We start from the raw sequence: 22,989 nt of genomic DNA on the forward strand, positions 1-22,989 counted from the left end.
CAAACCACGTCAGCTTCGCCTTGCCGTATATATGTTACTGACTTCGTCAGTCTTATCCGGCAACCTCAAAGCAGTGCTTTGAGCAACCTGCGGCTAGCTTCCTAGTTTGCTCTTTGATTTTCATTGAGTATAAGATGTGATTGCGTTAAAACGTTAAATCATCTTATAGAAAATATACATGGGAATGGGAGCGACTCCCATTCCCATGTTTTCAATCATGAAACAATATTAGATTAGATTAGATTAGAGGTTTTCAATGCTAGATTATACAAAAGAAGATTTGCTTGAGTTGGGAGCAGAGATCACCACACGCGAAATTTACCAACAACCAGATGTTTGGAAGGAAGCTTTTGAATCTTACCAAGCACGCCGTGATGAAATTGCAGCCTTTTTGCAAGGAATTGCAGATAAACATGACTACATCAAGGTTATCCTGACTGGTGCTGGGACTTCAGCTTATGTAGGCGACACCTTAGTTCCATACTTCAAGGAAGTCTATGACGAACGTAAATGGAATTTCAATGCTATTGCGACAACAGATATCGTTGCCAACCCACAAACGTATTTGAAAAAAGACGTGGTAACTGTTTTGGTATCATTTGCACGTAGTGGAAACTCACCTGAGAGTGTAGCAACCGTTGACTTAGCAAAAGCCTTAGTTGACGAGCTTTATCAAGTAACAATCACTTGTGCGGCTGAAGGGAAATTAGCACTTCAAGCCCACGGTGACGATCGCAACCTCTTGCTCTTGCAACCGGTGGCTTCTAACGATGCTGGCTTTGCTATGACATCAAGCTTTACGTCGATGATGTTAACAGCTCTCTTAGTCTTTGATCCAACCGAATTTGCTGTTAAAGCTGAACGATTTGAAGTGCTTTCTAGTCTTTCTCGTAAAGTTCTTGACAATGTGGCAGATGTGAAAGAGTTGGTTGACTTGGACTTTAACCGTGTGATTTACTTAGGTGCAGGTCCATTCTTCGGACTTGCTCATGAGGCACAACTGAAAATTTTGGAATTGACTGCTGGTCAGGTTGCGACAATGTATGAAAGTCCAGTCGGCTTCCGTCACGGTCCAAAATCTCTTATCAATGAAGATACTGTAGTTTTAGTCTTTGGTACTACAACAGACTATACTCGTAAGTATGACTTAGACTTGGTTCGTGAAGTTGCAGGGGACCAAATCGCTCGTCGCGTTGTTCTCTTGAGTGATCGAGCCTTTGGTCTTGAAAACGTTAAGGAAGTAGCACTTGGCTGTGGCGGTGTCTTGAATGACGTTTACCGTGTATTCCCTTATATTGTTTATGGTCAATTATTTGCTCTCTTGACTTCGCTTAAGGTTGGCAACAGACCTGATACACCATCACCTACAGGTACAGTAAACCGCGTCGTTCAAGGTGTTATTATTCACGAATTCAAATAATAAGGAGAAAAGGATGAAAACATACACAGAACGTGTATTTGGGAAAGTTGATGACAAGGATGTTGTCGCTTATCGCTTTGAAACAGAAGCAGGCTACCAACTAGAAATCATGACCTATGGTGCAACGATTCTACGCTATGTAACTCCTGATAAGGCTGGTAATTTTGCCAATGTTATCCTAGGCTTTGATGATTTTGACAGCTATGTAGGTAACAGTCCTAAACATGGAGCGAGTGTAGGTCCAGTTGCAGGTCGTATCGCAGGTGCGACATTCGAATTGAATGGGAAAACCTATGAACTCGAAGTCAATAACGCAAGCAACTGTAACCACAGCGGATCAACAGGTTGGGATTCTAGTCTGTTTGAACTAGTTGAGGTGAGCGACCATGGCTTAACTCTTTACACAGAAAGAACAGACGGGACAGGAGGTTTCCCTGGAAACCTTAAAATCTGGATTAGCTACCACTTGGAAGAAACTGGTGCCTACGAAGTTAGCTACAAGGTGACGACGGATCAGGATACCTTGGTCAATCCAACCAACCATAGCTACTTTAACTTGTCTGGTGATTTCACTCAGACTGTTGACCGCCATGTTTTCCAACTGAATACAGAAGGTATTTATCCAATCGCTCCTGACGGTGTCCCAGCTAAAGCTCCAGATGCCGATCGTGATGTGGTCAAACATATCTACAATGGCGCCTTGTTGAAAGATATCTTTGCAGAAAAAGATGAGCAAATTCAGCTCGTATCTGGTTTGGACCACCCATTTGCTCTGCCTGCAGGACATGACAATGCTGGTTTCTTGTATGACCAAAATTCAGGTCGTTTCTTACTCTTTAAGACAGAAGCACCTTGCTTTGTAGTTTACACCGCAAACTTTGTGGATGAGAGTGTCATCATCGCTGGTCAACCAATGACGCAGCACAATGGGATTGCTCTTGAAGCACAGGCTTTACCAGATGCTATTCACAGTGACCTGAAAGATCAAGTCATTCTAAAAGCAGGTGAGACTTTCACTAGCAAAACTCGTTACGAAATTGTCGTTAAATAAAAAAAATTCTCTGAAGTCATAGGATTTCAGAGAATTTTTTTTATTCTTCATCTGGTGTGAGAATCATTGGAATGATGATTGGTTCACGTTCAGTGTTTTCGTAAAGGAATGGTCGAATGGCGTTTACGATAGCACCATTGACAGATTGGACGCTGGCATCCTTGTTTTTCAAAGCGATACGAATAGCATTGAAAAGGATGCGTTGGCTTTGACGGATTAAGTCGCCAGATTCGCGCATGTAGACGAAACCACGACTAAGGATATCTGGTCCAGAAATAATCATCTGAGACTCAAAGTCTACCGTTGCGACGGCAAGTACGACACCATCTTCGGATAGGTCTCGGCGGTCTTTTAGGACTGCCGCACCGATTTCGCCGATACGATTTCCATCGACGTAGATATCTTGAGCATTGAAGTGACCTGCGATACGAGCAGAGTTTGCAGTAAGGGCAAGGACATCACCATTGCTCATGATAAAGATATTGTCTTTTTCAACTCCAGTATCTACGGCAAGTCCAGCGTGGACTTTTTGCATGCGATATTCACCGTGAACAGGCATGAAGTATTTTGGTTTGATGAGGCGAAGCATGAGTTTTTGCTCTTGTTGACCACCGTGTCCAGATGTATGGATGTTGTTAATCTTACCATGGATGACTTCAACACCAGCTTCAGAAATGATGTTAATCAGCTTGTTAACGCTAGTGGTGTTTCCTGGGATTGGACTAGATGAGAAGATAACCGTATCGCCAGGTTGGAGTTGCACTTGACGGTGGGTTCCGTTAGCAATACGAGAGAGGGCTGCCATAGGTTCGCCCTGGCTACCTGTACAAAGGATAAGAATCTCACCTGCAGGGTAATCTTTGATTTCATTTGGCTCGATAAAGGTTCCCTTTGGCGCTTTGATATAGCCAAGTTCGATTCCGTTAACAATAGCCTTTTCCATAGAGCGTCCAAAGACAGCAATCTTGCGTCCAGTCTTAACAGCAGCATCTGTTGCTTGTTGGAGACGGAAGATGTTTGAGGCAAAGGATGCAAAGATGATACGTCCCTCGATACCTTGGATAATCTTCATAATAGACTGACCAACGACCTTTTCAGAGTTTGTAAAGGTTGGCACTTCAGCATTTGTTGAGTCTGAGAGTAAGCAAAGTACTCCGTCTTCACCTAGGGCTGCCATACGATGCAAGTCTGCAGGTTCACCAACTGGTGTAAAGTCAAACTTGAAGTCACCGGTACAGACGATTTTTCCTTGAGGTGTGTGGATAACAATTCCCAAAGGTTCTGGGATTGAGTGAGTTGTTCTAAAGAAAGTTGCTTTAAGATTTTTAAAGGTCAACTCAGTGTTGTGGTTGATTTCGTGAAGTGTAGCATTGCGCAAAAGGCCATGTTCTTCGAGTTTTCCACGGATCAAAGCGAGGGCTAGTGGACCTGCATAGATAGGGATATTTGCTTGCTTGAGCAAGAAAGGAATCCCACCAATATGGTCCTCGTGTCCGTGTGTAATCAAGAGAGCCTTGACGCGGTCGATATTTTCGACAATGTAAGAGTAATCAGGGATAACGTAGTCGATACCAAGTAAGTCATCCTCGGGGAATTTAATCCCTGCATCAACGATGATGATTTCGTCTTGGTATTCGATTCCGTATGTATTTTTACCGATTTCTCCTAGACCACCAATGGCAAAAACGCCCACTTCTTCTGGTTTAAGAGTATAGGCCATATTAGAACTCCGTAATTTCGAATGCGCCAGTTTCTTTTTCGTAGTCTAGCAATTTGTCTGACAAGAGCTCGATATATTCAACATTGAATTCTGGACGGTTTTTTTCAACAAGTTCACGGGCAATGATACGTCCCTCAAGTTCTGAGCTGGCATCAATGTCTAAGTAAAGTGAGCGTGTTGTTTCACGACGTGGGCTACGGTCTTTTGTTTCTTGATAAAAAACTTTGTAAATCATGTGTTTCCTTTCTGTTTTCAGGTCAGCTGTATTCAAAAAATTACCAGCTTGAAGCTGTTTGTTTCTATTTCATTTTCTGCCTGTATTGACCTTGATTCGTTACAATTATCTCAATTATAACATAAAAAGGGGAATTAGTAAAAGCAGGAAACATGAAAGTAAGGAGCTTGAAATGTGTTTCATTTTGCCCGATACAAGTATTTGAAGACTTTGGAATCACGTGCTATAATAAAGTTAGAAAAGAGGTTTTTCCTTATGAAGGAGGGCAGAATATGTTTCAACTAGCTATTATCATTCGTCTTCTGGCCTTTGCGGCATTTGTTGCCTGTGTTTACGGAGGAAATGTTTTGTATACTCGGCTAGAGTATCGGAAAGCCAAGCTCATTTGGAAGATTAGCTTCGTGACTCTGTATTCATTTTTCCTTCTCCTAGTGACCTATGTGGTCTGGTTCGTATTTTACTTTGGTTTGAATTCTTGAGTGCTTGTCCTGTCTGTTTGGCAGGGCATTCTTGTTTGGAAACAAAGAAAATTCCCATGTGTCAGCTTTTGTAGTATAATAGTAAACAGACAAAAAGATAGGAATGTGTTATGAAAGTATTAGCTTTTGATACGTCCAGCAAGGCTTTTTCTCTAGCTATTTTAGAGGACAAGCAGCTTCTTGCTGAGACCACGATTAATATCAAGAAAAATCACAGTATTACCCTCATGCCTGCTATTGATTTTTTGATGGCCAGTCTAGATTTGACACCAAAGGATTTGGATCGAATCGTCGTGGCAGAGGGACCGGGTAGCTATACAGGTTTACGAATCGCAGTAGCAACTGCCAAGACCTTGGCTCATACCTTAAACATTGAGTTAGTAGGGATGTCTAGCCTTTTAGCCCTGGTACCGAATCAACAGGAAGGTCTGGTTGTTCCCTTGATGGATGCACGCCGTAACAATGTATACGCAGGATTTTATGAACATGCTCAACCTGTCTTTCCCGAAGCTCACCTGTCTTTCGAGGAAGTCCTTGAGCAAGTCAAGGATGCTGAACAGGTGACCTTTGTTGGAGAAGTGGGTCCCTTTGTGGAGCAGATCCAAGAACAATTACCACAGGCTAACTATCAAGAAACCTTGCCAAATGCAGCTAATCTTGCTCTTTGGGCATGGGATAAGGAAGCAGACTCCTTGCACGATTTTGTGCCGAATTACCTCAAGCGTGTCGAAGCTGAGGAAAATTGGCTCAAGAACCATACGGAGTCTGGCGAGTCTTACATTAAACGCCTATGATTGAAATCAAACGAATCCAACAACAGCCTGACTTGGCACAAGCTATCTACGAAGTGATGACGGATGTTTACCCCGTCAGTCCTTGGACGTTGGAACAAATCCAAGCAGACCTGTCTCAAGACCAGACTTGGTATGCTCTAGCTTATGATGAGGAAGAAGTGATAGGTTTTCTAGCAATTCAGGAGAATCTTTTTGAAGCAGAAGTCCTGCAAATTGCTGTCAAAAAAGCCTATCAAGGTCAGGGGATAGCCCCAGCCTTGTTTGCAACATTGCCGACAGACAAGGAGATTTTTCTCGAAGTCAGAAAGTCCAATCAAAGAGCGCAAGCATTTTACAAGAAAGAAAAAATGGCAGTCATCGCTGAGAGAAAGGCCTATTACCATAATCCAGTCGAGGACGCTATTATCATGAAGAGAGAAATAGATGAAGGATAGATATATTTTAGCATTTGAGACATCCTGTGATGAGACCAGTGTCGCCGTCCTGAAAAACGACGACGAGCTCTTGTCCAATGTCATTGCTAGTCAAATTGAGAGTCATAAACGTTTTGGTGGCGTAGTGCCAGAAGTGGCTAGCCGCCACCATGTTGAAGTCATTACAGCCTGTATCGAGGAGGCGCTAGCAGAAGCAGGAATTACTGAAAACGATGTGACAGCTGTTGCGGTTACCTACGGACCAGGCTTGGTCGGAGCCTTGCTTGTTGGTTTGTCAGTTGCTAAGGCCTTTGCTTGGGCACATGAACTACCTCTAATTCCCGTTAATCACATGGCTGGTCACCTCATGGCAGCTCAAAGTGTCGAACCTTTGGAGTTCCCCTTGCTAGCCCTCTTGGTTAGCGGCGGACACACAGAGTTGGTCTATGTTTCCGAGGCTGGTGATTATAAGATTGTTGGGGAAACACGTGATGATGCGGTTGGTGAGGCCTATGATAAGGTCGGCCGTGTCATGGGCTTGACCTATCCAGCAGGTCGTGAGATTGATGAGTTAGCTCATAAAGGTCAGGATGTGTATGATTTCCCTCGTGCCATGATTAAGGAAGACAATCTGGAGTTTTCATTCTCAGGTTTGAAGTCTGCCTTTATCAATCTCCACCACAATGCCGAGCAAAAGGGAGAAAACTTGTCCACAGAGGATTTGTGCGCTTCCTTCCAAGCAGCAGTTATGGATATTCTCATGGCAAAAACCAAGAAAGCCTTGGAGAAATATCCTGTTAAAACTCTAGTTGTGGCTGGTGGTGTGGCGGCCAATAAAGGTCTTAGAGAACGTTTGGTGGCTGAAATCACCGACGTCAAGGTTATCATTCCACCTCTGCGACTTTGCGGAGACAATGCGGGTATGATTGCCTATGCTAGCGTTAGTGAGTGGAATAAAGAAAACTTTGCAGACTTGGAACTAAATGCCAAACCTAGCCTCGCTTTTGATACTATGGAATAAAGAGTTAGCTCAGCGTTAACTCTTTTATCTTGGACAAATGCGCGAGTTTTTTAGTATAGTAGAAATATGAGATTTAAAAAAATAATTAGTGTAGCACTTGCCCTAGTGGTATTGTTGCTGTCTCTGCTGGCTTTTCAGATGTTTCAAAAGACGCAATTGGTCATGTTTGAAACTATTTCATTTAACATGCCCCTCGAATCCTTTGAAAAAGTGTTTGGAAAACCTAATGAAATAGTAGAAGAAACAGAAACTGGTTATCATGATACTTGGCATGCAAGAGATCCCTATCTCTATAAAACAGGGCGCCTTTTCTACCACTACGAAAACTTTAAATGGAAAAGTTACAGCGGTCGTGTGACCTTTACTTTTTCAGAATCACATCGTTTACAAGGGGCGTCGGTTTATTTCCCTGTGGCTTCCAAAGCTCAACAGAAAGAAATCTTTTATCAAATGACCCAAGACATGAAAGCAGAAATCGAAGCTCTACCCAATTTTCAGTCTTTGAAAGTTGATGCCTTGGTCGGGGATGATGGTGGTTATCGGTTTAAGGTCAAACTGAAAGGGCAACTGAGAGAACCCTGGATCGATGTTTATCCTACAAAATATGAGGATGATGACAATCCTGAGATTAACCAATATAATATTCGCATCGATCAATCTCAGTGGTAGTCGCCCTAGGGTTCTTGTTTTGAACGCTTGGCAGTCGAATGATATATTTGTAAGAATGAGGAGGTTTATGAAAGAAAAAGGATTTTGGGAGGGGGCACAGGCTGCAGTGCCGACCGCTTTAGGCTATGTCAGCATCGGACTTGCTTGTGGGATTATCGGGGCTCCATATGTAACCCCTGTAGAGATGGGCTTGATGAGTCTCTTTGTTTATGCTGGAAGTGCCCAGTTTGCCATGCTGGCCTTAATTGCAGTCCAAGCGCCTGTGGCTGCTATTGCCATGACGGTCTTTTTGATCAATCTACGGCTCTTTTTATTGAGTTTACATGCATCGACCTATTTCCGTCATACTAGTCTCTGGCATAATATCGGAATGTCTAGCCTCTTGACGGATGAGACATACGGGGTCTTGATGGGCGAGCTGGTCCATACGGAAAAGGTTAATCCTATGTGGATGCACGGAAACAACCTTAACAGCTATCTAGCTTGGTTTGTCGGAACTGTTGTCGGGACTGCTCTAGGTGGACTTTTGCCAAATCCGGAAGTTATTGGTCTAGATTTTGCCCTAGTGGGGATGTTTATCGGGATTTTTACTTCCCAGTTTCAAATTATGCAAAAACGGATTCCCTTGCGCAACCTCTTCATCATTTTAGGAGTTGTTGCCCTTTCCTTCTTTATGCTTTTGACAGTGGTGTCTCAGTCACTAGCTGTTCTGTTTGCGACCTTGCTAGGTTGTACCATGGGGGTGGTCTTGGATGGTCAGTAAGTATATTTTAATGGCAATTATCTTCTCTGGCTTGGTGACCTGGATTCCAAGAATGATTCCTTTCATACTTGCTAAGTACAAAGGATTACCAGTAATCGTAGAGCGTTTTTTGAAATTTTTACCTGTATCTATTATCTTCGCCTTGATTCTTTCAAGTGTAGTGACAGGAAAAATCGGAAGCTTCCCACAGATAAAATGGTTAGACTTGATAGCAGTCTTTCCAACAGCCTTAGTCGCCTTTCGTTACCGCAATCTGGTGGGGACGGTTCTCTTTGGAGTGGTCTTGATAGCAGTCCTACGCTTGGTTTTTTAATCAGCCATAAAGAAAACCTATGGCAAATATAGAAATCATATAATGGCGCAATTGCTTTTTTTCTGTTAAGATAAGACTGTATCTTATTTTGGAGGAAATATCATGAAAAAAATCGTTAAATATTCATCACTTGCTGCCCTAGGGCTTGTTGCCGCAGGTGTATTAGCAGCTTGCTCAGGTGGTGAGAAGAAAGATGCTGCATCTGGTGAAGCAACATCTGGTAAGAAAGAAATCGTTGTAGCAACTAATGGATCGCCAAAACCATTTATCTATGAAGAAAATGGTGAATTGACAGGTTACGAGATTGAGCTTGTTCGTGCTATCTTTAAAGACTCAGACAAGTATACTGTCAAGTTTGAAAAGACAGAGTGGTCAGGGATTTTCCCAGGACTTGATAGCGATCGTTACCAAATGGCCGTTAACAACCTTAGTTATACCAAAGAACGTGCAGAGAAATACCTCTACGCAGCGCCAACTGCTAAAAATCCTAACGTTCTTGTTGTGAAGAAGGACGACACTAGCATCAAGTCTCTTGATGATATCGGTGGAAAATCCACTGAAGTCGTTCAAGGAACAACCTCAGCTAAACAATTGGAAGCATACAACACAGAACATGCGGACAATCCAACTATCCTTAATTATACTAAGGCAGATTTCCAACAAATCATGTCTCGTTTGAGCGATGGACAATTTGACTATAAGATTTTTGACAAGATCGGTGTAGAGACAGTTATCAAAAACCAAGGTTTGGATAATTTGAAAGTCATCGAACTCCCAAGTGACCAACAACCTTATGTTTACCCACTTCTTGCCAAAGGTCAAGATGAGTTGAAGGCTTTTGTGGACAAACGCATCCAAGAACTCTATAAAGATGGAACGCTTGAAAAACTATCTCAACAGTTCTTTGGTGGCTCTTACCTGCCAGCAGAAGCTGATATTAAATAGTTAAAAATTACCTCTGTTAGTGACAGGGGTATTTTTATGTAAGCACATTCAAAAAAGTGACTGGATTGCCTCATATTCTTTGACAGAGGCCCTTTAAAGGTGTTATAATAGCATATAATACCTTTAAAGGAGTTTGTCATGAAATACAAAAAATTTCTATCCTCATTTACTTTAGCTACTGCTTTGTTAGCAGCGAGTGCCATAAATCAAGAGGTTCAAGCTAATGAAAAGCCAGTAGATGGCAAGGAAAAAGCTGTTGCACCATCATCATCTGAAAAACAAATTACAGATGCGCAAAAAGAAGTTAAGAAAGCACAAGCATCCGTAGATGAAAAAGCTTCAAAAGAAGCGGAGGCTAAAAAGGACTTAGCCAAGGCTGATAAAAAGGTTGCTGAGACCAAAGAAGCTATCAATATCGCTAAAAATGCTGATGCTATCATCGAAGAAGAATCAAAAGTAGCATCTGAGAAGAGTGCTGAAAAATCTGAAGCTGACAAAGCTTTGGCAAATGCAGAATCTACAGCAACAACAGCAAAATCTGAAGAAACTGCAGCTAAAGAAGCTAGCCAATCTGCCAATGAAAAGCGTGATGCTAAAGCAGCAGAGGTAAAGGCGAAACAAGCTGAACTCGATGGCATGACTGATGAAAGTCTTAAAAATCAAATCTCTAATACAGAAAACGATATTAAAAAGGCAGATCAGTCTATTCAAGAACAAACTAAAGCAGCAAGTGAAGTAGCGAATAAGATAGCAGATAAACAAAAGGAACTTGACAATTACAAACCAACAGTTTTGAAAAAAGTCTTGAATCCAGAAGAACAAGGTCATAAAGCTCCAGCATCTGAGGATGGTTATGACTATAACAAGCAACATCGCCCTAAAGACGCCTCAGGTAATCCTTTGATGGAGAATGTTGACTTCCAAGGTGTTCGTGAAGTTGAAGTGGAAGCGACTGAAGAAATGAAACGCTTCACTAAGGCTATGGCTGATTACAATGCAAATCCATCCAAATATAAAACAAGACCAGTCTTTAAGTTTGTTGTGGATAATCGCAAATTGACAGAAGCTTTCATTGAGGTAGCAAATGAACTCCGTCGCGCTAATGGTGTTACACAAGATTTAGCTCTAGACGAAGCCTACATCAAACATGCAGAAGAACGTTCAAATGAAATGGCTACTACTGGTATCCTAAGCCATGATACCAAGTTATCACACCCAGATGGAGAAGATGTTCGTGTAGAAAATATCGGAATGGATTATGCAATTCCTGGAACAGATGGTGGACCAAACTTTGTGGAAGTTAAAAATGGTCAAACGATTTATAATTACGATAAGATTATGAGTTATAAACAGTATGCTTATAAAATCCTTTTAGCTTGGTATGCAGACTTTAATAATATAAAAGGAATCGACTACGGACACCGCAGAGCCCTTCTTACACCGGTTGGAGGGAAAGTAGGAGTTGCCCAAGGAACGATTGAAGGAAAAAATCCTAATAACATTTATTATACATATACAAGTAATGCCTATTCACCTGAAACAGTGAAGGAATACACGTCTAATTTCTATGCCTTTAAGGACGATGATAAATTGCATCCGACTTTCTATGGTAAACGCATGAAGTTCTTGCCTGAGCATCACTTTGTATACGTTGAAAAAACAGTTATTGACAAATCTGCTGACCTTAAGGCTGAACTTGCATCATTGAAAGCAGAAAAAGCTGACAAAGATGCGAAAAAAGTAGCTGCTGAAACTAAAAAAGCTGACTTGTTAGTAGCTTTGGATAAATTAAATAAACAAGCCAATAATTTATCAAGTTCACGTGAACAAGTTAAAAAAGACTTGGAACAAGCGAAATCTGATTTGGCAACCTTGACTGCAGATGCGAAAGCAAAAGCTGACTTAGTTGCTACGAAATCACAAGAAGCAACTAAAGCAAGTCAAAATCTAAAAGCCTTGCAAGCCAAGGTAGCAGAATTGGCTACAGCTATTAAAAATGCAGAAGAAAAACGCGATAAAGCAATGACCTTGAAAGGTCAAGCATCAGCCTTGGAAACAACCTTGAAGCAAGCAGAAACTGATAAAGCAAATGCACAGAAAGTTAGTGATCAAGCAGAAGCTGAGTTGAAATTGGCTCAAACAGCTCTTGCAGAAGCAAAAGCGAAGCTACAAGCTTTATTAGATGTACTTGAAGCAGAAAATATGCTGAAAGTGGCAGAAAAAGACGGAATGATTATTGGGCTACCAAAAAATGCACCAATTCAAGACCCACTTCCAGAATTTGATCTTCGTAAACTTGCTGATAAACCTCAAGGTGCAGAAGCTAATAAACCTGGAGAAAAAGCTTCTACTAAAGCATTGCCAAATACAGGAACAAACTCAGGTGTAGATGGACAAACGACTCTGTTCGGAGTTTACGGTTTACTTGCGAGTATCGGCTTAGCAGGCATCGTAACACGACGCAGAAGACAAGGTGAATAAATCTTAAAAGCTATCTAGCAATCAGCTAGATGGCTTTTTTGTAGAATGATAGATCCGAAGATAGGTCTAATATCAGCTTAATATGTATAGTTTCAAACTATATGTCTACTTATCTAATAACAATTTGCTAAATCAAATAAAGTATGAGATACTATTACGGTATTATTTTTAAAGGAGAAAGAATCATGAAAATCAAAAAATGGTTAGGCGTAGCAGCTATCGCTACAGTAGCAGGCCTTACACTTGCAGCTTGCGGAAATTCAGACAAGAAAGCGGACAATACAACTACAGTTAAAATTGCGACTGTTAACCGTAGTGGTTCAGAAGAAGCACGTTGGGACAAAGTCCAAGAATTGGTTGAAAAAGACGGAATTAAATTGGAATTCACAGAGTTTACAGACTACTCACAACCAAACAAAGCAACTGCTGATGGTGAAGTAGACTTGAACGCTTTCCAACACTACAACTTCTTAAACAACTGGAACAAAGAAAACGGGAAAGACCTTGTAGCGATTGCAGATACTTACATCTCACCAATCCGCCTTTACTCAGGTTTAAACGGAAGTGAAAACAAGTACACTAAAGTGGAAGAAATCCCAGATAACGGTGAAATCGCAGTACCTAACGATGCTACAAACGAAAGCCGTGCTCTTTACTTGCTTCAATCAGCTGGTTTGATTAAATTGGATGTTTCAGGAACTGCACTTGCGACAATCGCAAACATCACAGAAAATCCAAAGAACTTGAAAATCACTGAATTGGACGCTAGCCAAACAGCTCGTTCATTGTCATCCGTTGATGCAGCTGTTGTAAACAACACTTTTGTTACAGAAGCAAAATTGGACTACAAGAAAGCACTCTTTAAAGAGCAAGCTGACGAAAACTCAAAACAATGGTATAACATCATCGTTGCGAAAAAAGATTGGGAATCATCACCTAAAGCTGATGCAATCAAGAAAATTATCGCAGCTTACCACACTGACGAAGTGAAAAAAGTCATCGAAGAAACTTCAGACGGCTTGGATCAACCAGTTTGGTAATAAACACAGGGAGGTGGGAGAGATTTTTTCCACCTCTTGCTTTTATATAGAGCCTCAAGCAAATGAAATCCACTTGTATTGATTCTAAAGGTACAAGTCCTAGTAGAAAGGTAGAGAGAAAATGGTTTTCCCTAGCCAAGAAGAACAAATTGAAAAGTTTGAAAAGGATCATGTAGCGCAACATTATTTTGAAGTTTTGCGTACCTTGATTTCTAAAAAATCAGTCTTTGCCCAACAAGTCGGCCTGAAAGAGGTGGCTCGTTATCTAGGTGAGATTTTTAAACGTGTTGGTGCAGAAGTTGAGATTGACGAGAGCTATACAGCGCCTTTTGTCATGGCACATTTCAAAAGTTCACGACGAAATGCCAAGACTATCATTTTCTACAACCACTATGACACAGTACCAGCAGATGGTGATCAAGTTTGGACCGAGGATCCTTTTACACTCTCTGTGCGTGATGGCATTATGTATGGACGCGGGGTTGACGATGACAAAGGGCATATCACTGCTCGCTTGAGCGCTCTGAGAAAATACATGCAAAATCACGATGATCTTCCGGTCAATATCAGCTTCATCATGGAAGGGGCAGAGGAATCGGCCTCTATGGATTTGGATAAATATTTAGAAAAACATGCGGACAAACTCCGAGGCGCAGATTTATTAGTCTGGGAACAAGGAACAAAGAATGCCTTAGAACAGTTAGAAATCTCTGGTGGAAACAAGGGGATTGTGACCTTTGATGCCAAGGTCAAGAGTGCAGACGTCGATATCCATTCTAGCTATGGTGGAGTCATCGAATCAGCTCCATGGTATCTCATTCAAGCTTTGACAAGTCTTCGCGCTGCCGACGGCCGTATCTTGGTAGAAGGTTTGTACGATGATGTGCAGGAACCAAACGAACGTGAGTTAGCCTTGGTTGAAACCTATGCCCAACGCAATCCAGAGGAAATCAGCCAGATTTATGGCTTGGAATTGCCACTTTTACAAGAGGAACGTACAGCCTTTCTAAAACGCTTCTTTTTTGAGCCAGCGCTCAATATCGAAGGAATTCAGTCAGGCTATCAAGGTCAAGGAGTTAAAACGATTCTACCAGCAGAAGCTAGCGCTAAGCTAGAAGTCCGCTTGGTTCCTGGCTTAGACCCACATGATGTTTTGGAGAAAATTCGGAAACAACTAGACAAAAACGGTTTTGATAAGGTAGAATTGTACTATACTTTGGGTGAGATGAGCTATCGAAGTGACATGAGTGCGCCGGCCATTCTCAATGTCATTGAGCTGGCCAAGAAATTCTATCCACAGGGCGTATCTGTCTTGCCGACAACAGCTGGTACAGGTCCTATGCATACGGTATTTGATGCCTTAGAAGTACCTATGGTTGCCTTTGGTCTAGGAAATGCCAATAGCCGAGACCACGGTGGAGATGAAAATGTGCGAATCGCCGATTATTACACCCATATTGAATTAGTAGAGGAGCTGATTAGAAGTTATGAGTAGAGACATTATCAAATTAGACCAGATTGATGTGACTTTCCACCAAAAGAAAAGAACCATCACAGCGGTCAAGGATGTGACCATTCACATTCAAGAAGGGGATATCTACGGGATTGTAGGATATTCTGGAGCAGGGAAATCAACCCTGGTTCGTGTTATTAATCTTTTACAAAAACCATCTGCAGGTCGAATTACTGTAGATGATGATGTGATTTTCGATGGTAAAGAAACCTTAACTGCCGGGCAATTACGTCGTAAGCGTCAAGATATTGGGATGATTTTCCAACACTTTAACCTGATGAGTCAGAAGACAGCAGAGGAAAACGTAGCTTTTGCCCTCAAACACTCTGGACTCAGTGAGAAAGATAAGAAGGCTAAAGTGGCTGAATTATTAGACTTGGTCGGATTGGCTGACCGTGCTGAAAACTATCCTTCACAACTTTCTGGTGGACAAAAACAGCGTGTAGCCATTGCGCGTGCCTTGGCCAATAATCCAAAAATCTTGATTTCGGATGAGTCGACTTCAGCTCTTGATCCAAAGACGACCAAACAAATCTTGTCACTCTTGCAAGAATTGAACCGTAAACTAGGTTTGACCATTGTCTTAATTACACATGAGATGCAAATTGTCAAAGACATTGCTAATCGTGTAGCAGTCATGCAGGATGGCCGCTTGATTGAAGAAGGTAGCGTTCTTGAAATCTTCTCAGATCCTAAGCAACCATTGACCCAGGACTTTATCTCAACGGCTACTGGTATCGATGAAGCTATGGTCAAGATTGAAAAGCAAGAAATCGTGGAGCACTTATCTGAAAATAGCATTTTGGTACAACTCAAGTATGCAGGTGCTTCTACAGATGAGCCACTTTTGAATGAATTGTACAAACACTACCAAGTAACAGCAAATATTCTCTATGGAAACATCGAAATTTTGGATGGTACTCCTGTGGGTGAGCTTGTGGTTGTTTTGTCTGGAGAAAAAGAAGCACTGGCAAAAGCTCAAGAGGCTATCCATCAGGCTGGTGTGCAACTAAAAGTATTGAAGGGAGGACAGTAAGATGGCAGACTTGATCCAAACATATTTACCAAATGTCTATAAGATGGGCTGGTTAGGCCAAGCAGGCTGGGGAACAGCAATTTACTTAACGCTTTATATGACAGTTCTTTCCTTTATCATTGGAGGATTCCTAGGACTAGTTGCAGGACTTTTCCTCGTCTTAACTGGACCGGGTGGCGTCTTAGAAGATAAAGTTGTTTTTTGGGTTTTGGATAAGATTACCTCAATCTTCCGTGCAGTTCCATTTATTATTCTCTTGGCAGTCTTGTCACCCTTCTCTCATTTGATCGTAGGGACAAGTATCGGTCCAAATGCGGCTATCGTACCTCTATCTTTTGCAGTTTTTGCCTTCTTTGCTCGTCAGGTTCAAGTAGTTTTATCAGAGCTTGATGGCGGTGTCATTGAAGCGGCTCAAGCAAGTGGAGCGACATTCTGGGATATTGTGGGTGTTTACCTATCAGAAGGACTTCCAGACTTGATCCGCGTGACGACTGTAACCTTGATTTCACTAGTCGGTGAAACAGCTATGGCGGGAGCAGTTGGGGCTGGAGGTATCGGTAACGTAGCTATCGCTTATGGTTTTAACCGTTACAATCACGATGTGACTATTCTTGCAACCCTCATCATTATCTTGATTATCTTTTCTATCCAATTTTTGGGCGATTTCTTGACCAAGAAATTAAGTCATAAATAAAAAAAGAGCCACCTGGCTCTTTTTTATGATGTTTTATGTGCTAATTTCTTACTAAGTGTTTGTCCAATCAGGGCACCAAGTAGAGCGCCGATGAGAATACTTGTGATAAAGAGGAGGATATTAGTAGGATTCGGTGCAACCATAATGCGATCGATATAGTCCTGAGATTTTCCACGAGCGACTAGAGCTGCCATATAGGCTTGAGGGGTCAACCACATGAGTAGGATGGGACCAGTAGTACCAAAGGCAAAAACTAGGAAGGAAAGAAGGTTCTTGACCTTATCTTTGTAGTGGCCTAGGTGAGCGATGCCATCTGCTGCAAGACCGCAGATAATTCCTGGCAGAAAGGCTCCAGCACCATGCTTGCTCCCGAGGAAAAATAGAGAAATCACAAGTCCAATCGTAGTAATCGCTCCAAAACGAGGCACTTTTGCTAAAAGGATCATATAGACGCTACCACCCACAAGAGCAGAAAAGGCAGGGGCGTAAAACATATTTCCAGTGTGGTCGACAAGGTTCCCTAGTAGAACACCCACTCCGATACAGAGAAAGTAGACAAGAGCGGCTACAAGGGTTGTCAAGATATTCTTTTTCATAAGTTCTCCTTCGTATATCTGATGTTATTCATTGTATCATGCATGGCTCTGATTGTAAATGCTGGTCGACATTTGCTATTTGTCCAGAGACTAGATGAAAGAGGAATAGACTAAAGTTATTTCTTTACTTCTCCGACTGTCCCAATCCCTTTATTTATGGTAAAATAGGACTATTAAGTTAGAAAGAGGATTCTCTATGAAATTACAAAAACCAAAAGGAACGCAGGATATTTTACCTGCTGAGTCTGCCAAGTGGCAGTACGTTGAAGGCTTTGCGCGTGAAATTTTCAAACGCTACAACTACGCAGAAGTACGTACCCCTATTTTCGAGCATTATGAAGTCATCAGTCGTTCTGTTGGAGACACAACTGATATCGTAACCAAGGAAATGTATGATTTTTATGACAAGGGAGACCGTCATATTACCCTCCGTCCAGAAGGAACTGCTCCAGTCGTTCGTTCTTATGTGGAAAACAAACTCTTTGCACCAGAAGTTCAAAAACCAAGTAAGTTCTACTACATGGGGCCAATGTTCCGCTATGAGCGCCCACAAGCAGGTCGTTTACGCCAATTCCACCAGATTGGTGTGGAGTGCTTTGGCTCTAGCAATCCAGCTACCGATGTAGAAACAATCGCTATGGCAGCCCACTTCTTGAAAGCAATCGGTGTTCAAGGTGTCAAACTACACCTCAACACTCTTGGAAATCCTGAAAGTCGTGCGGCCTATCGTCAAGCCTTGATTGACTACTTAACACCGCTCAAAGATAGCTTGTCTAAGGATAGCCAGCGTCGTTTGGAGGAAAACCCTCTCCGTGTCTTGGACTCGAAGGAAAAAGAAGACAAGGTGGCAGTGGAGAATGCACCATCTATCTTGGATTACCTGGATGCAGAAAGCCAAGCTCACTTTGATGCTGTTCGTCAGATGTTGGAGAATCTAGGAGTAGACTATATCATCGATACCAATATGGTGCGTGGTCTGGACTATTACAACCACACCATCTTTGAGTTTATCACAGAGATTGATGGCAATGACTTGACAGTTTGTGCAGGTGGTCGCTACGATGGCTTGGTTGCTTACTTTGGCGGTCCTGAAACTGCTGGCTTTGGCTTTGGACTTGGTATAGAGCGTCTTCTTTTAGTCCTTGAAAAGCAAGGTGTGGCCCTACCTATCGAAAACGCCCTAGATGTTTATATTGCTGTCCTTGGTGAAGAGGCTAATCTGAAGGCCTTGGAGTTGGTACAAGCTCTTCGCCAACAAGGCTTCAAAGCAGAGCGTGATTACCTCAATCGTAAACTTAAAGCTCAGTTTAAGTCAGCCGATGTTTTTGGAGCTAAGACCCTTATCACCCTGGGAGAGAGCGAAGTCGAAAGTGGACAAGTCAAGGTTAAGAACAACCAAACTCGAGAAGAGGTAGAAGTTTCGCTTGAAACTATTAGCAAAAACTTCTCAGAAGTATTTGAAAAATTAGGATTTTAATAGTCAAGTAATGAACCAGGGATTTTCCCTGGTCTTTTTACTTAGTAATAAAAAAGACGACCGTTAAAATCAAATTTTACAAAAAAGGTCTCAGAAAAACTGAACATTTAATAGAATAAAATGCTAAAAAATAAGAAAAACTCTTGTAAACGAATTCAAAAAATGCTATGATATATCTGATTAATAAAGAGGAGTCAATCATGAATCATTTTAAAAAGAACGCGATGCGGATGTTTGCATTTTTAGGGATAATCGTGTTATCTTTGACAGTACTGACAACAGTATTTGCGGCTGATGTTACAGACTATACCAATAAAACAACAATCACTGTTGATGGTCAACCATTGACATCGGAAACTCAAATCAGCACAGGTAAAGTGTTGGAAGCAACCAATACCATTTCTTTCCCTGATACTCAACAAATTAAGGAAGGCGATGTACTGGTACTTGATCTTCCTAAAGAATTAGGCTTGATTACTAAACTAGAATTTCCAATTACCCATAGCAGTGGTGAAATAGTTGGGAATGCAGTAACAGACCCAAGTACTCAAAAAGTAACGATTACCTTTACCGATTATTTCTCTAAGAATTACAAAGATAAGGTAATGTCTTTGAAATATTCAGTGCGTCCAAATGTAACCAACTTACCAGAATCGGGTAAATATACTTTCCAATTCGGGACAGAAAATTATACCCTTAATTATGATAAAACAGACGGTGAAGCTGGTGACTATGAAATGAAATATGGTTACCAAGATTCAGAAAATCCTAAACGCATCAAGTGGCGTGTTGTTTTGAACGCAGTTCAAGATAAATTAAACAACATGGTTATCAAGGATGACTTTAGTGATAGTGGACAAGTCTTGGTAGAAAGCTCTTTCCGTGCCGTTCGTTATGCAACTCAACCAGAGAAGATTCCAAATGAAGCAGCTCTTCTTAAATTGGAACCAATCGATAACTTTAGCAAAAAAGCTGAATTCACTCGAAATGCGGATGGTAAAATCACAGGGTTCACCATTAACTTTGGTGACAACTGGAACTGGGCAATGTACATTGAGTACACAACAGAATTAACTTCAGAACTTCCAAAAGGTACTAAAGTTGCCAATGTTTTGGAATGGTCAGCAAGTAACTTCCAAAAATCTCGTTCAGTCAGTGCATTGACTCGTTTAGAAACAGGTTCAGGTGAGGGTAGTGGAGATAAGACTACTACTACAACTACGACCACAACAACCACGACTACAACAACCACAACGACAGAAGAACCAACGACAACTTCAACAACCACAACGACAGAAGAACCAGCGACCACTTCTACAACAACCACGACAGAAGAACCAGCGTCAACTTCAACAACAACCACGACAGAAGAACCAGCGACAACTTCAACAACTACAACGACAGAAGAACCAGCGACAACTTCAACAACTACAACGACAGAAGAACCAACGACAACTACAACAACCACGACAAAAGAGCCAACGACAACTTCTACAACAACAACGACAGAAGGTCCAGCGTCAACTTCAACAACCACAACAACAGAAGAACCAACGACAACTTCTACAACAACAGAAGAATCAACAACAACGACTACGACAACCTCAAAACCAGACGTTCCTGGGACAACTACTACGGAGGAGAAACCAAAACTTCCTCAAACTGGCGAATCAGTAGGAACTGGTTTGGTGTTTGCGGGAATCGTCATCTTATCAAGTACAGTTGTATTGAAACGTAAATATTCTAACAAGTAATAGTTTCGTTTCTTAAAAAAGGAGAGAACAAGATTCTCTCCTTTTAATATTATAAGAATTCATGTATAAAAAATCCGAACAAAGTATTCACTGTTGACAGTTGGAATTTTAACTACCTTCCAATTAGGTCAAGGGTATGTCAAAACTGATACAATTGATTTTTCAAATAATACGGTTATTCAAAATCAGGCTAAGAAAGCTCCTTCATTAAATAAGAATACAATTAAAATAGTGAAACTACTACTAATATAAAAAAAGAGGTGGTAACAGATGAGGAAAAGTCTGCAGTTTTAATACTGGAAGATTCTACTTCTACAATGGAGGTAGCAGAAAAATAAACAGGCAAGTTTCGTTATGATAAGGAAGTTGCTGAAGAAAATCCATCAAACGAATAACTTGCCTGAGAAAAACTAGTCACTGAGTAGCAAAAGCACAACAAGATAAGGTTCCCCCCGATAGCTCTACCACCTAAGCAGGACGCAGGACGAAAAAGTCGTTAGTAGGCACAACTCAAGAACTCAGGAAACTGCTATATGTCAAGATAAGATATTATCAGAAACAGGAGAACAATCATAGTTAGGTCTACTTGGAAGCTTGATGTCATTCTTGACATTTATCGATATTATAGATAAAAAACACGACCATTAAAAACTGTTTTTATCCAAAAATGAATAAAAAAACGAAATATTTTTAAAAAAGCAAGAAAAAACGTAAAAAAATCTTGTAAATGCCTATAAAAAATGCTATGATACAACTGAATAATTTTAAAAAGGAGATTATGTGATGAAGAAATCACAGCTTAGCGTAACGCGTATTTTAGCGTTCGTAAGTATTTTGGTTCTTTCTTTGGCAACACTTACGACCGTATTTGCTACTGATGTTACCAACTATACTTTGAAAACAGAAGTTAAGGTTGATGGGAAACCATTAACTGCAGATACTAAGATCACGACTGGTCGTGTCTTAGACGCAACAAATTCACTTACTTTCCCAGACTCACAAAATATCAATGCTGGGGATACACTGACTTTGGATCTTCCAAAAGAATTGGAATTAACTACTAAACTTGAATTTCCAATCCTTCATAGTAGCGGCCAAGTGGTCGGAAATGCTGTAACTGATCCGGCTACAGGGAAAGTAAACATTACTTTTACTGACTACTTCTCTAAGAATCCCCAAAACAAAGTTATGTCTTTGAGATACTCAGTTCGTCCAAATGCAAACACTTGGAAAGATTCTGGTAAGTATACATTTAAGTTTGGGAATGAAACTTACCAAGTAACCTATGAGAAATTTGTAGGTGTTCCAGGTGACTACGAATACAAAGTCGGTTACCAAGACAAAGCAAATCCTAAACGTATCAAATGGCGTGTCCTTTTGAATGGTATTCAAGATAAATTGGATAACTTGGTTATCACTGATGACTTCAGCGATCATGGACAAGTGCTTGTAGAAAGTACATTCCGTGCTGTACGTTACCCAACTCAACCAAGCAAAATCCTAAATGTAGACGAATTGTACAAGTTAAAACCAACTGAAATCCTCACTGAGAAAGCAGTGTTCACAAGAAATGCGGCAGGTCAAATTACAGGATTTAGCTTTAACCTTGGGAATGTTAACAAAGAGTCAGTATGGATTGAATACTCAACTGAACTTACTCAAGACCTTCCTGCAAAAACTAAAGTAGACAACATATTGAAGTGGAAAGCTACTAATTTCCCTGAAGAGCGTACTCTTACTGAACATGCTCGTTTAGAAACTGCTTCAGGTGATGGTGGTGGTGATAAGACTTCTATAACCACAACTACAACTACAACAACTACGACCACAACTACAACTACTACAACTACAACAACGGAAGAGCCGACGACTACTTCAACGACAACAACAACGGAAGAGCCGACGACTACTTCAACGACAACAACGACTGAAGAGCCAACGACTACTTCAACGACAACAACAACAGAAGAGCCAACGACTACTTCGACTACGACAACAGAAGAGCCGACGACTACTTCAACGACAACAACGACTGAAGAGCCAACGACTACTTCGACGACAACAACAACGGAAGAGCCGACGACTACTTCAACGACAACAACAGAAGAGCCGACGACTACTACAACGACAACAACGACTGAAGAGCCGACGACTACTTCAACGACAACAACGACTGAAGAGCCAACGACTACTTCAACGACAACAACGGAAGAGCCGACGACTACTTCGACCACAACAACAACGGAAGAGCCGACGACTACTTCGACCACAACAACAACGGAAGAGCCGACGACTACTTCGACGACAACAACAACAATGGAAGATCCAACAACCACTTCAACAACGACTACGACAACCTCAAAACCAGATGTTCCAGGAACAACGACTACAGAGGAAAAACCAGAACTTCCTAAAACTGGGGAAGCTATGGGGACTGGATTGGTATTTTCAGGAATCGTTATCTTATCAAGTACCGTTGTATTGAAACGTAGATATTCTAACAAGTAATAGTTTAGTTTCTTTAAAGAGGAGAGAGCATGGTTCTCTCCTTTTTTAAAAGTGAATAGTATATGGA

General features: G+C 41.3%; 21 protein-coding genes. 18 read left to right on the plus strand and 3 right to left on the minus strand.

Going from position 1 to position 22,989, the window contains the following annotated elements; all coding sequences use genetic code 11:
• Positions 1 to 256: 256 nt before the first annotated feature.
• Both O3643_RS04555 and O3643_RS04560 read left to right on the plus strand, forming a co-directional pair.
• The gene (locus O3643_RS04555) at positions 257 to 1,420 is read left to right on the plus strand and encodes an SIS domain-containing protein (protein WP_371500151.1); all 1,164 of its coding nucleotides are present in this window, start codon (positions 257 to 259) and stop codon (positions 1,418 to 1,420) included.
• 13 nt (positions 1,421 to 1,433) lie between these two features.
• On the plus strand, positions 1,434 to 2,471 hold the full coding sequence (locus O3643_RS04560) for an aldose epimerase family protein (RefSeq protein ID WP_371500153.1): 1,038 nt from the start codon (positions 1,434 to 1,436) through the stop codon (positions 2,469 to 2,471).
• Between the two features lie 40 nt (positions 2,472 to 2,511).
• Here O3643_RS04560 and rnjA read toward each other — a convergent pair whose 3' ends face one another.
• Together rnjA and O3643_RS04570 are read right to left on the minus strand one after the other, a co-directional pair.
• Positions 2,512 to 4,191 carry a ribonuclease J1 gene (gene rnjA, locus O3643_RS04565; RefSeq protein WP_004250408.1) on the minus strand — a complete coding sequence of 560 codons (1,680 nt, stop codon included), beginning with the start codon at positions 4,189 to 4,191 and terminating at the stop codon, positions 2,512 to 2,514.
• Between the two features lies 1 nt (position 4,192).
• The gene (locus tag O3643_RS04570; RefSeq protein WP_006149161.1) at positions 4,193 to 4,426 is read right to left on the minus strand and encodes a DNA-dependent RNA polymerase subunit epsilon; all 234 of its coding nucleotides are present in this window, start codon (positions 4,424 to 4,426) and stop codon (positions 4,193 to 4,195) included.
• 272 nt (positions 4,427 to 4,698) lie between these two features.
• Between O3643_RS04570 and O3643_RS04575 the strand changes: the two genes are divergently transcribed.
• The 13 genes from O3643_RS04575 to O3643_RS04635 all read left to right on the plus strand — a co-directional run bounded on the left by O3643_RS04575 (position 4,699) and on the right by O3643_RS04635 (position 16,587).
• Positions 4,699 to 4,905: a hypothetical protein gene (locus O3643_RS04575; protein ID WP_371500156.1), complete on the plus strand. Its 207-nt coding sequence runs from the start codon at positions 4,699 to 4,701 to the stop codon at positions 4,903 to 4,905.
• A gap of 110 nt (positions 4,906 to 5,015) precedes the next feature.
• Complete coding sequence (gene tsaB, locus O3643_RS04580; protein WP_371500158.1) at positions 5,016 to 5,699, plus strand: tRNA (adenosine(37)-N6)-threonylcarbamoyltransferase complex dimerization subunit type 1 TsaB; 684 nt, start codon at positions 5,016 to 5,018, stop codon at positions 5,697 to 5,699.
• A complete protein-coding gene (gene rimI, locus O3643_RS04585; RefSeq protein ID WP_371500160.1) occupies positions 5,696 to 6,133 on the plus strand; it encodes a ribosomal protein S18-alanine N-acetyltransferase in 438 nt (145 codons plus the stop codon). The genes tsaB and rimI overlap by 4 nt, the downstream gene beginning before the upstream one ends.
• On the plus strand, positions 6,123 to 7,133 hold the full coding sequence (gene tsaD / locus O3643_RS04590) for a tRNA (adenosine(37)-N6)-threonylcarbamoyltransferase complex transferase subunit TsaD (RefSeq protein ID WP_371500162.1): 1,011 nt from the start codon (positions 6,123 to 6,125) through the stop codon (positions 7,131 to 7,133). Before rimI ends, tsaD begins: the two co-directional genes overlap by 11 nt.
• Positions 7,134 to 7,199: 66 nt before the next feature.
• Positions 7,200 to 7,802, plus strand: coding sequence for a hypothetical protein (locus O3643_RS04595; RefSeq protein ID WP_371500164.1), 603 nt, complete (start codon positions 7,200 to 7,202; stop codon positions 7,800 to 7,802).
• Positions 7,803 to 7,869: 67 nt separating this feature from the next.
• The gene (locus tag O3643_RS04600; protein WP_006153005.1) at positions 7,870 to 8,565 is read left to right on the plus strand and encodes an AzlC family ABC transporter permease; all 696 of its coding nucleotides are present in this window, start codon (positions 7,870 to 7,872) and stop codon (positions 8,563 to 8,565) included.
• Positions 8,555 to 8,878, plus strand: coding sequence for an AzlD domain-containing protein (locus tag O3643_RS04605; protein ID WP_006152935.1), 324 nt, complete (start codon positions 8,555 to 8,557; stop codon positions 8,876 to 8,878). Before O3643_RS04600 ends, O3643_RS04605 begins: the two co-directional genes overlap by 11 nt.
• Before the next feature lie 102 nt (positions 8,879 to 8,980).
• Positions 8,981 to 9,823, plus strand: coding sequence for an amino acid ABC transporter substrate-binding protein (locus O3643_RS04610; protein WP_006149171.1), 843 nt, complete (start codon positions 8,981 to 8,983; stop codon positions 9,821 to 9,823).
• Between the two features lie 138 nt (positions 9,824 to 9,961).
• Positions 9,962 to 12,304, plus strand: a complete 2,343-nt coding sequence (locus O3643_RS04615) for a hypothetical protein (RefSeq protein ID WP_371500167.1) — start codon at positions 9,962 to 9,964, stop codon at positions 12,302 to 12,304.
• 185 nt (positions 12,305 to 12,489) lie between these two features.
• Complete coding sequence (locus O3643_RS04620) at positions 12,490 to 13,344, plus strand: MetQ/NlpA family ABC transporter substrate-binding protein (protein ID WP_006152924.1); 855 nt, start codon at positions 12,490 to 12,492, stop codon at positions 13,342 to 13,344.
• A gap of 121 nt (positions 13,345 to 13,465) precedes the next feature.
• On the plus strand, positions 13,466 to 14,839 hold the full coding sequence (locus tag O3643_RS04625) for a M20/M25/M40 family metallo-hydrolase (protein ID WP_371500169.1): 1,374 nt from the start codon (positions 13,466 to 13,468) through the stop codon (positions 14,837 to 14,839).
• Complete coding sequence (locus tag O3643_RS04630; RefSeq protein ID WP_320693699.1) at positions 14,832 to 15,893, plus strand: methionine ABC transporter ATP-binding protein; 1,062 nt, start codon at positions 14,832 to 14,834, stop codon at positions 15,891 to 15,893. Before O3643_RS04625 ends, O3643_RS04630 begins: the two co-directional genes overlap by 8 nt.
• 1 nt (position 15,894) lies before the next feature.
• Positions 15,895 to 16,587, plus strand: coding sequence for a methionine ABC transporter permease (locus tag O3643_RS04635; protein ID WP_006153060.1), 693 nt, complete (start codon positions 15,895 to 15,897; stop codon positions 16,585 to 16,587).
• Between the two features lie 23 nt (positions 16,588 to 16,610).
• On the opposite strand, the gene O3643_RS04640 is transcribed toward O3643_RS04635, so the two are convergent.
• On the minus strand, positions 16,611 to 17,183 hold the full coding sequence (locus tag O3643_RS04640; RefSeq protein WP_371500172.1) for an MptD family putative ECF transporter S component: 573 nt from the start codon (positions 17,181 to 17,183) through the stop codon (positions 16,611 to 16,613).
• Between the two features lie 196 nt (positions 17,184 to 17,379).
• Between O3643_RS04640 and hisS the strand changes: the two genes are divergently transcribed.
• The 3 genes from hisS to O3643_RS04655 all read left to right on the plus strand — a co-directional run bounded on the left by hisS (position 17,380) and on the right by O3643_RS04655 (position 22,922).
• On the plus strand, positions 17,380 to 18,660 hold the full coding sequence (hisS, locus tag O3643_RS04645) for a histidine--tRNA ligase (protein WP_371500174.1): 1,281 nt from the start codon (positions 17,380 to 17,382) through the stop codon (positions 18,658 to 18,660).
• 200 nt (positions 18,661 to 18,860) lie between these two features.
• Positions 18,861 to 20,414, plus strand: a complete 1,554-nt coding sequence (locus O3643_RS04650) for an Ig-like domain-containing protein (protein WP_371500176.1) — start codon at positions 18,861 to 18,863, stop codon at positions 20,412 to 20,414.
• Between the two features lie 783 nt (positions 20,415 to 21,197).
• A complete protein-coding gene (locus tag O3643_RS04655) occupies positions 21,198 to 22,922 on the plus strand; it encodes an Ig-like domain-containing protein (protein ID WP_371500178.1) in 1,725 nt (574 codons plus the stop codon).
• The last annotated feature ends 67 nt before the right edge of the window (positions 22,923 to 22,989 follow it).

Origin of the sequence: Streptococcus sp. 20925_1_44, assembly GCF_041432435.1 — a bacterium.
GTDB lineage: Bacteria > Bacillota > Bacilli > Lactobacillales > Streptococcaceae > Streptococcus > Streptococcus infantis.

Bases quoted from the DNA above. Each gene is read 5' to 3' on its own strand.
- O3643_RS04620 (WP_006152924.1), top strand. From the start codon at position 12,490: ATGAAAATCAAAAAATGGTTAGGCGTAGCAGCTATCGCTACAGTAGCA.
- O3643_RS04595 (WP_371500164.1), top strand. From the start codon at position 7,200: ATGAGATTTAAAAAAATAATTAGTGTAGCACTTGCCCTAGTGGTATTG.
- O3643_RS04575 (WP_371500156.1), top strand. From the start codon at position 4,699: ATGTTTCAACTAGCTATTATCATTCGTCTTCTGGCCTTTGCGGCATTT.
- O3643_RS04655 (WP_371500178.1), top strand. From the start codon at position 21,198: ATGAAGAAATCACAGCTTAGCGTAACGCGTATTTTAGCGTTCGTAAGT.
- O3643_RS04625 (WP_371500169.1), top strand. From the start codon at position 13,466: ATGGTTTTCCCTAGCCAAGAAGAACAAATTGAAAAGTTTGAAAAGGAT.
- O3643_RS04615 (WP_371500167.1), top strand. From the start codon at position 9,962: ATGAAATACAAAAAATTTCTATCCTCATTTACTTTAGCTACTGCTTTG.
- O3643_RS04570 (WP_006149161.1), bottom strand. From the start codon at position 4,426: ATGATTTACAAAGTTTTTTATCAAGAAACAAAAGACCGTAGCCCACGT.
- O3643_RS04600 (WP_006153005.1), top strand. From the start codon at position 7,870: ATGAAAGAAAAAGGATTTTGGGAGGGGGCACAGGCTGCAGTGCCGACC.
- O3643_RS04635 (WP_006153060.1), top strand. From the start codon at position 15,895: ATGGCAGACTTGATCCAAACATATTTACCAAATGTCTATAAGATGGGC.
- O3643_RS04650 (WP_371500176.1), top strand. From the start codon at position 18,861: ATGAATCATTTTAAAAAGAACGCGATGCGGATGTTTGCATTTTTAGGG.
- O3643_RS04560 (WP_371500153.1), top strand. From the start codon at position 1,434: ATGAAAACATACACAGAACGTGTATTTGGGAAAGTTGATGACAAGGAT.
- hisS (WP_371500174.1), top strand. From the start codon at position 17,380: ATGAAATTACAAAAACCAAAAGGAACGCAGGATATTTTACCTGCTGAG.
- O3643_RS04555 (WP_371500151.1), top strand. From the start codon at position 257: ATGCTAGATTATACAAAAGAAGATTTGCTTGAGTTGGGAGCAGAGATC.
- O3643_RS04630 (WP_320693699.1), top strand. From the start codon at position 14,832: ATGAGTAGAGACATTATCAAATTAGACCAGATTGATGTGACTTTCCAC.
- O3643_RS04605 (WP_006152935.1), top strand. From the start codon at position 8,555: ATGGTCAGTAAGTATATTTTAATGGCAATTATCTTCTCTGGCTTGGTG.
- rimI (WP_371500160.1), top strand. From the start codon at position 5,696: ATGATTGAAATCAAACGAATCCAACAACAGCCTGACTTGGCACAAGCT.
- O3643_RS04610 (WP_006149171.1), top strand. From the start codon at position 8,981: ATGAAAAAAATCGTTAAATATTCATCACTTGCTGCCCTAGGGCTTGTT.
- rnjA (WP_004250408.1), bottom strand. From the start codon at position 4,191: ATGGCCTATACTCTTAAACCAGAAGAAGTGGGCGTTTTTGCCATTGGT.
- tsaB (WP_371500158.1), top strand. From the start codon at position 5,016: ATGAAAGTATTAGCTTTTGATACGTCCAGCAAGGCTTTTTCTCTAGCT.
- O3643_RS04640 (WP_371500172.1), bottom strand. From the start codon at position 17,183: ATGAAAAAGAATATCTTGACAACCCTTGTAGCCGCTCTTGTCTACTTT.
- tsaD (WP_371500162.1), top strand. From the start codon at position 6,123: ATGAAGGATAGATATATTTTAGCATTTGAGACATCCTGTGATGAGACC.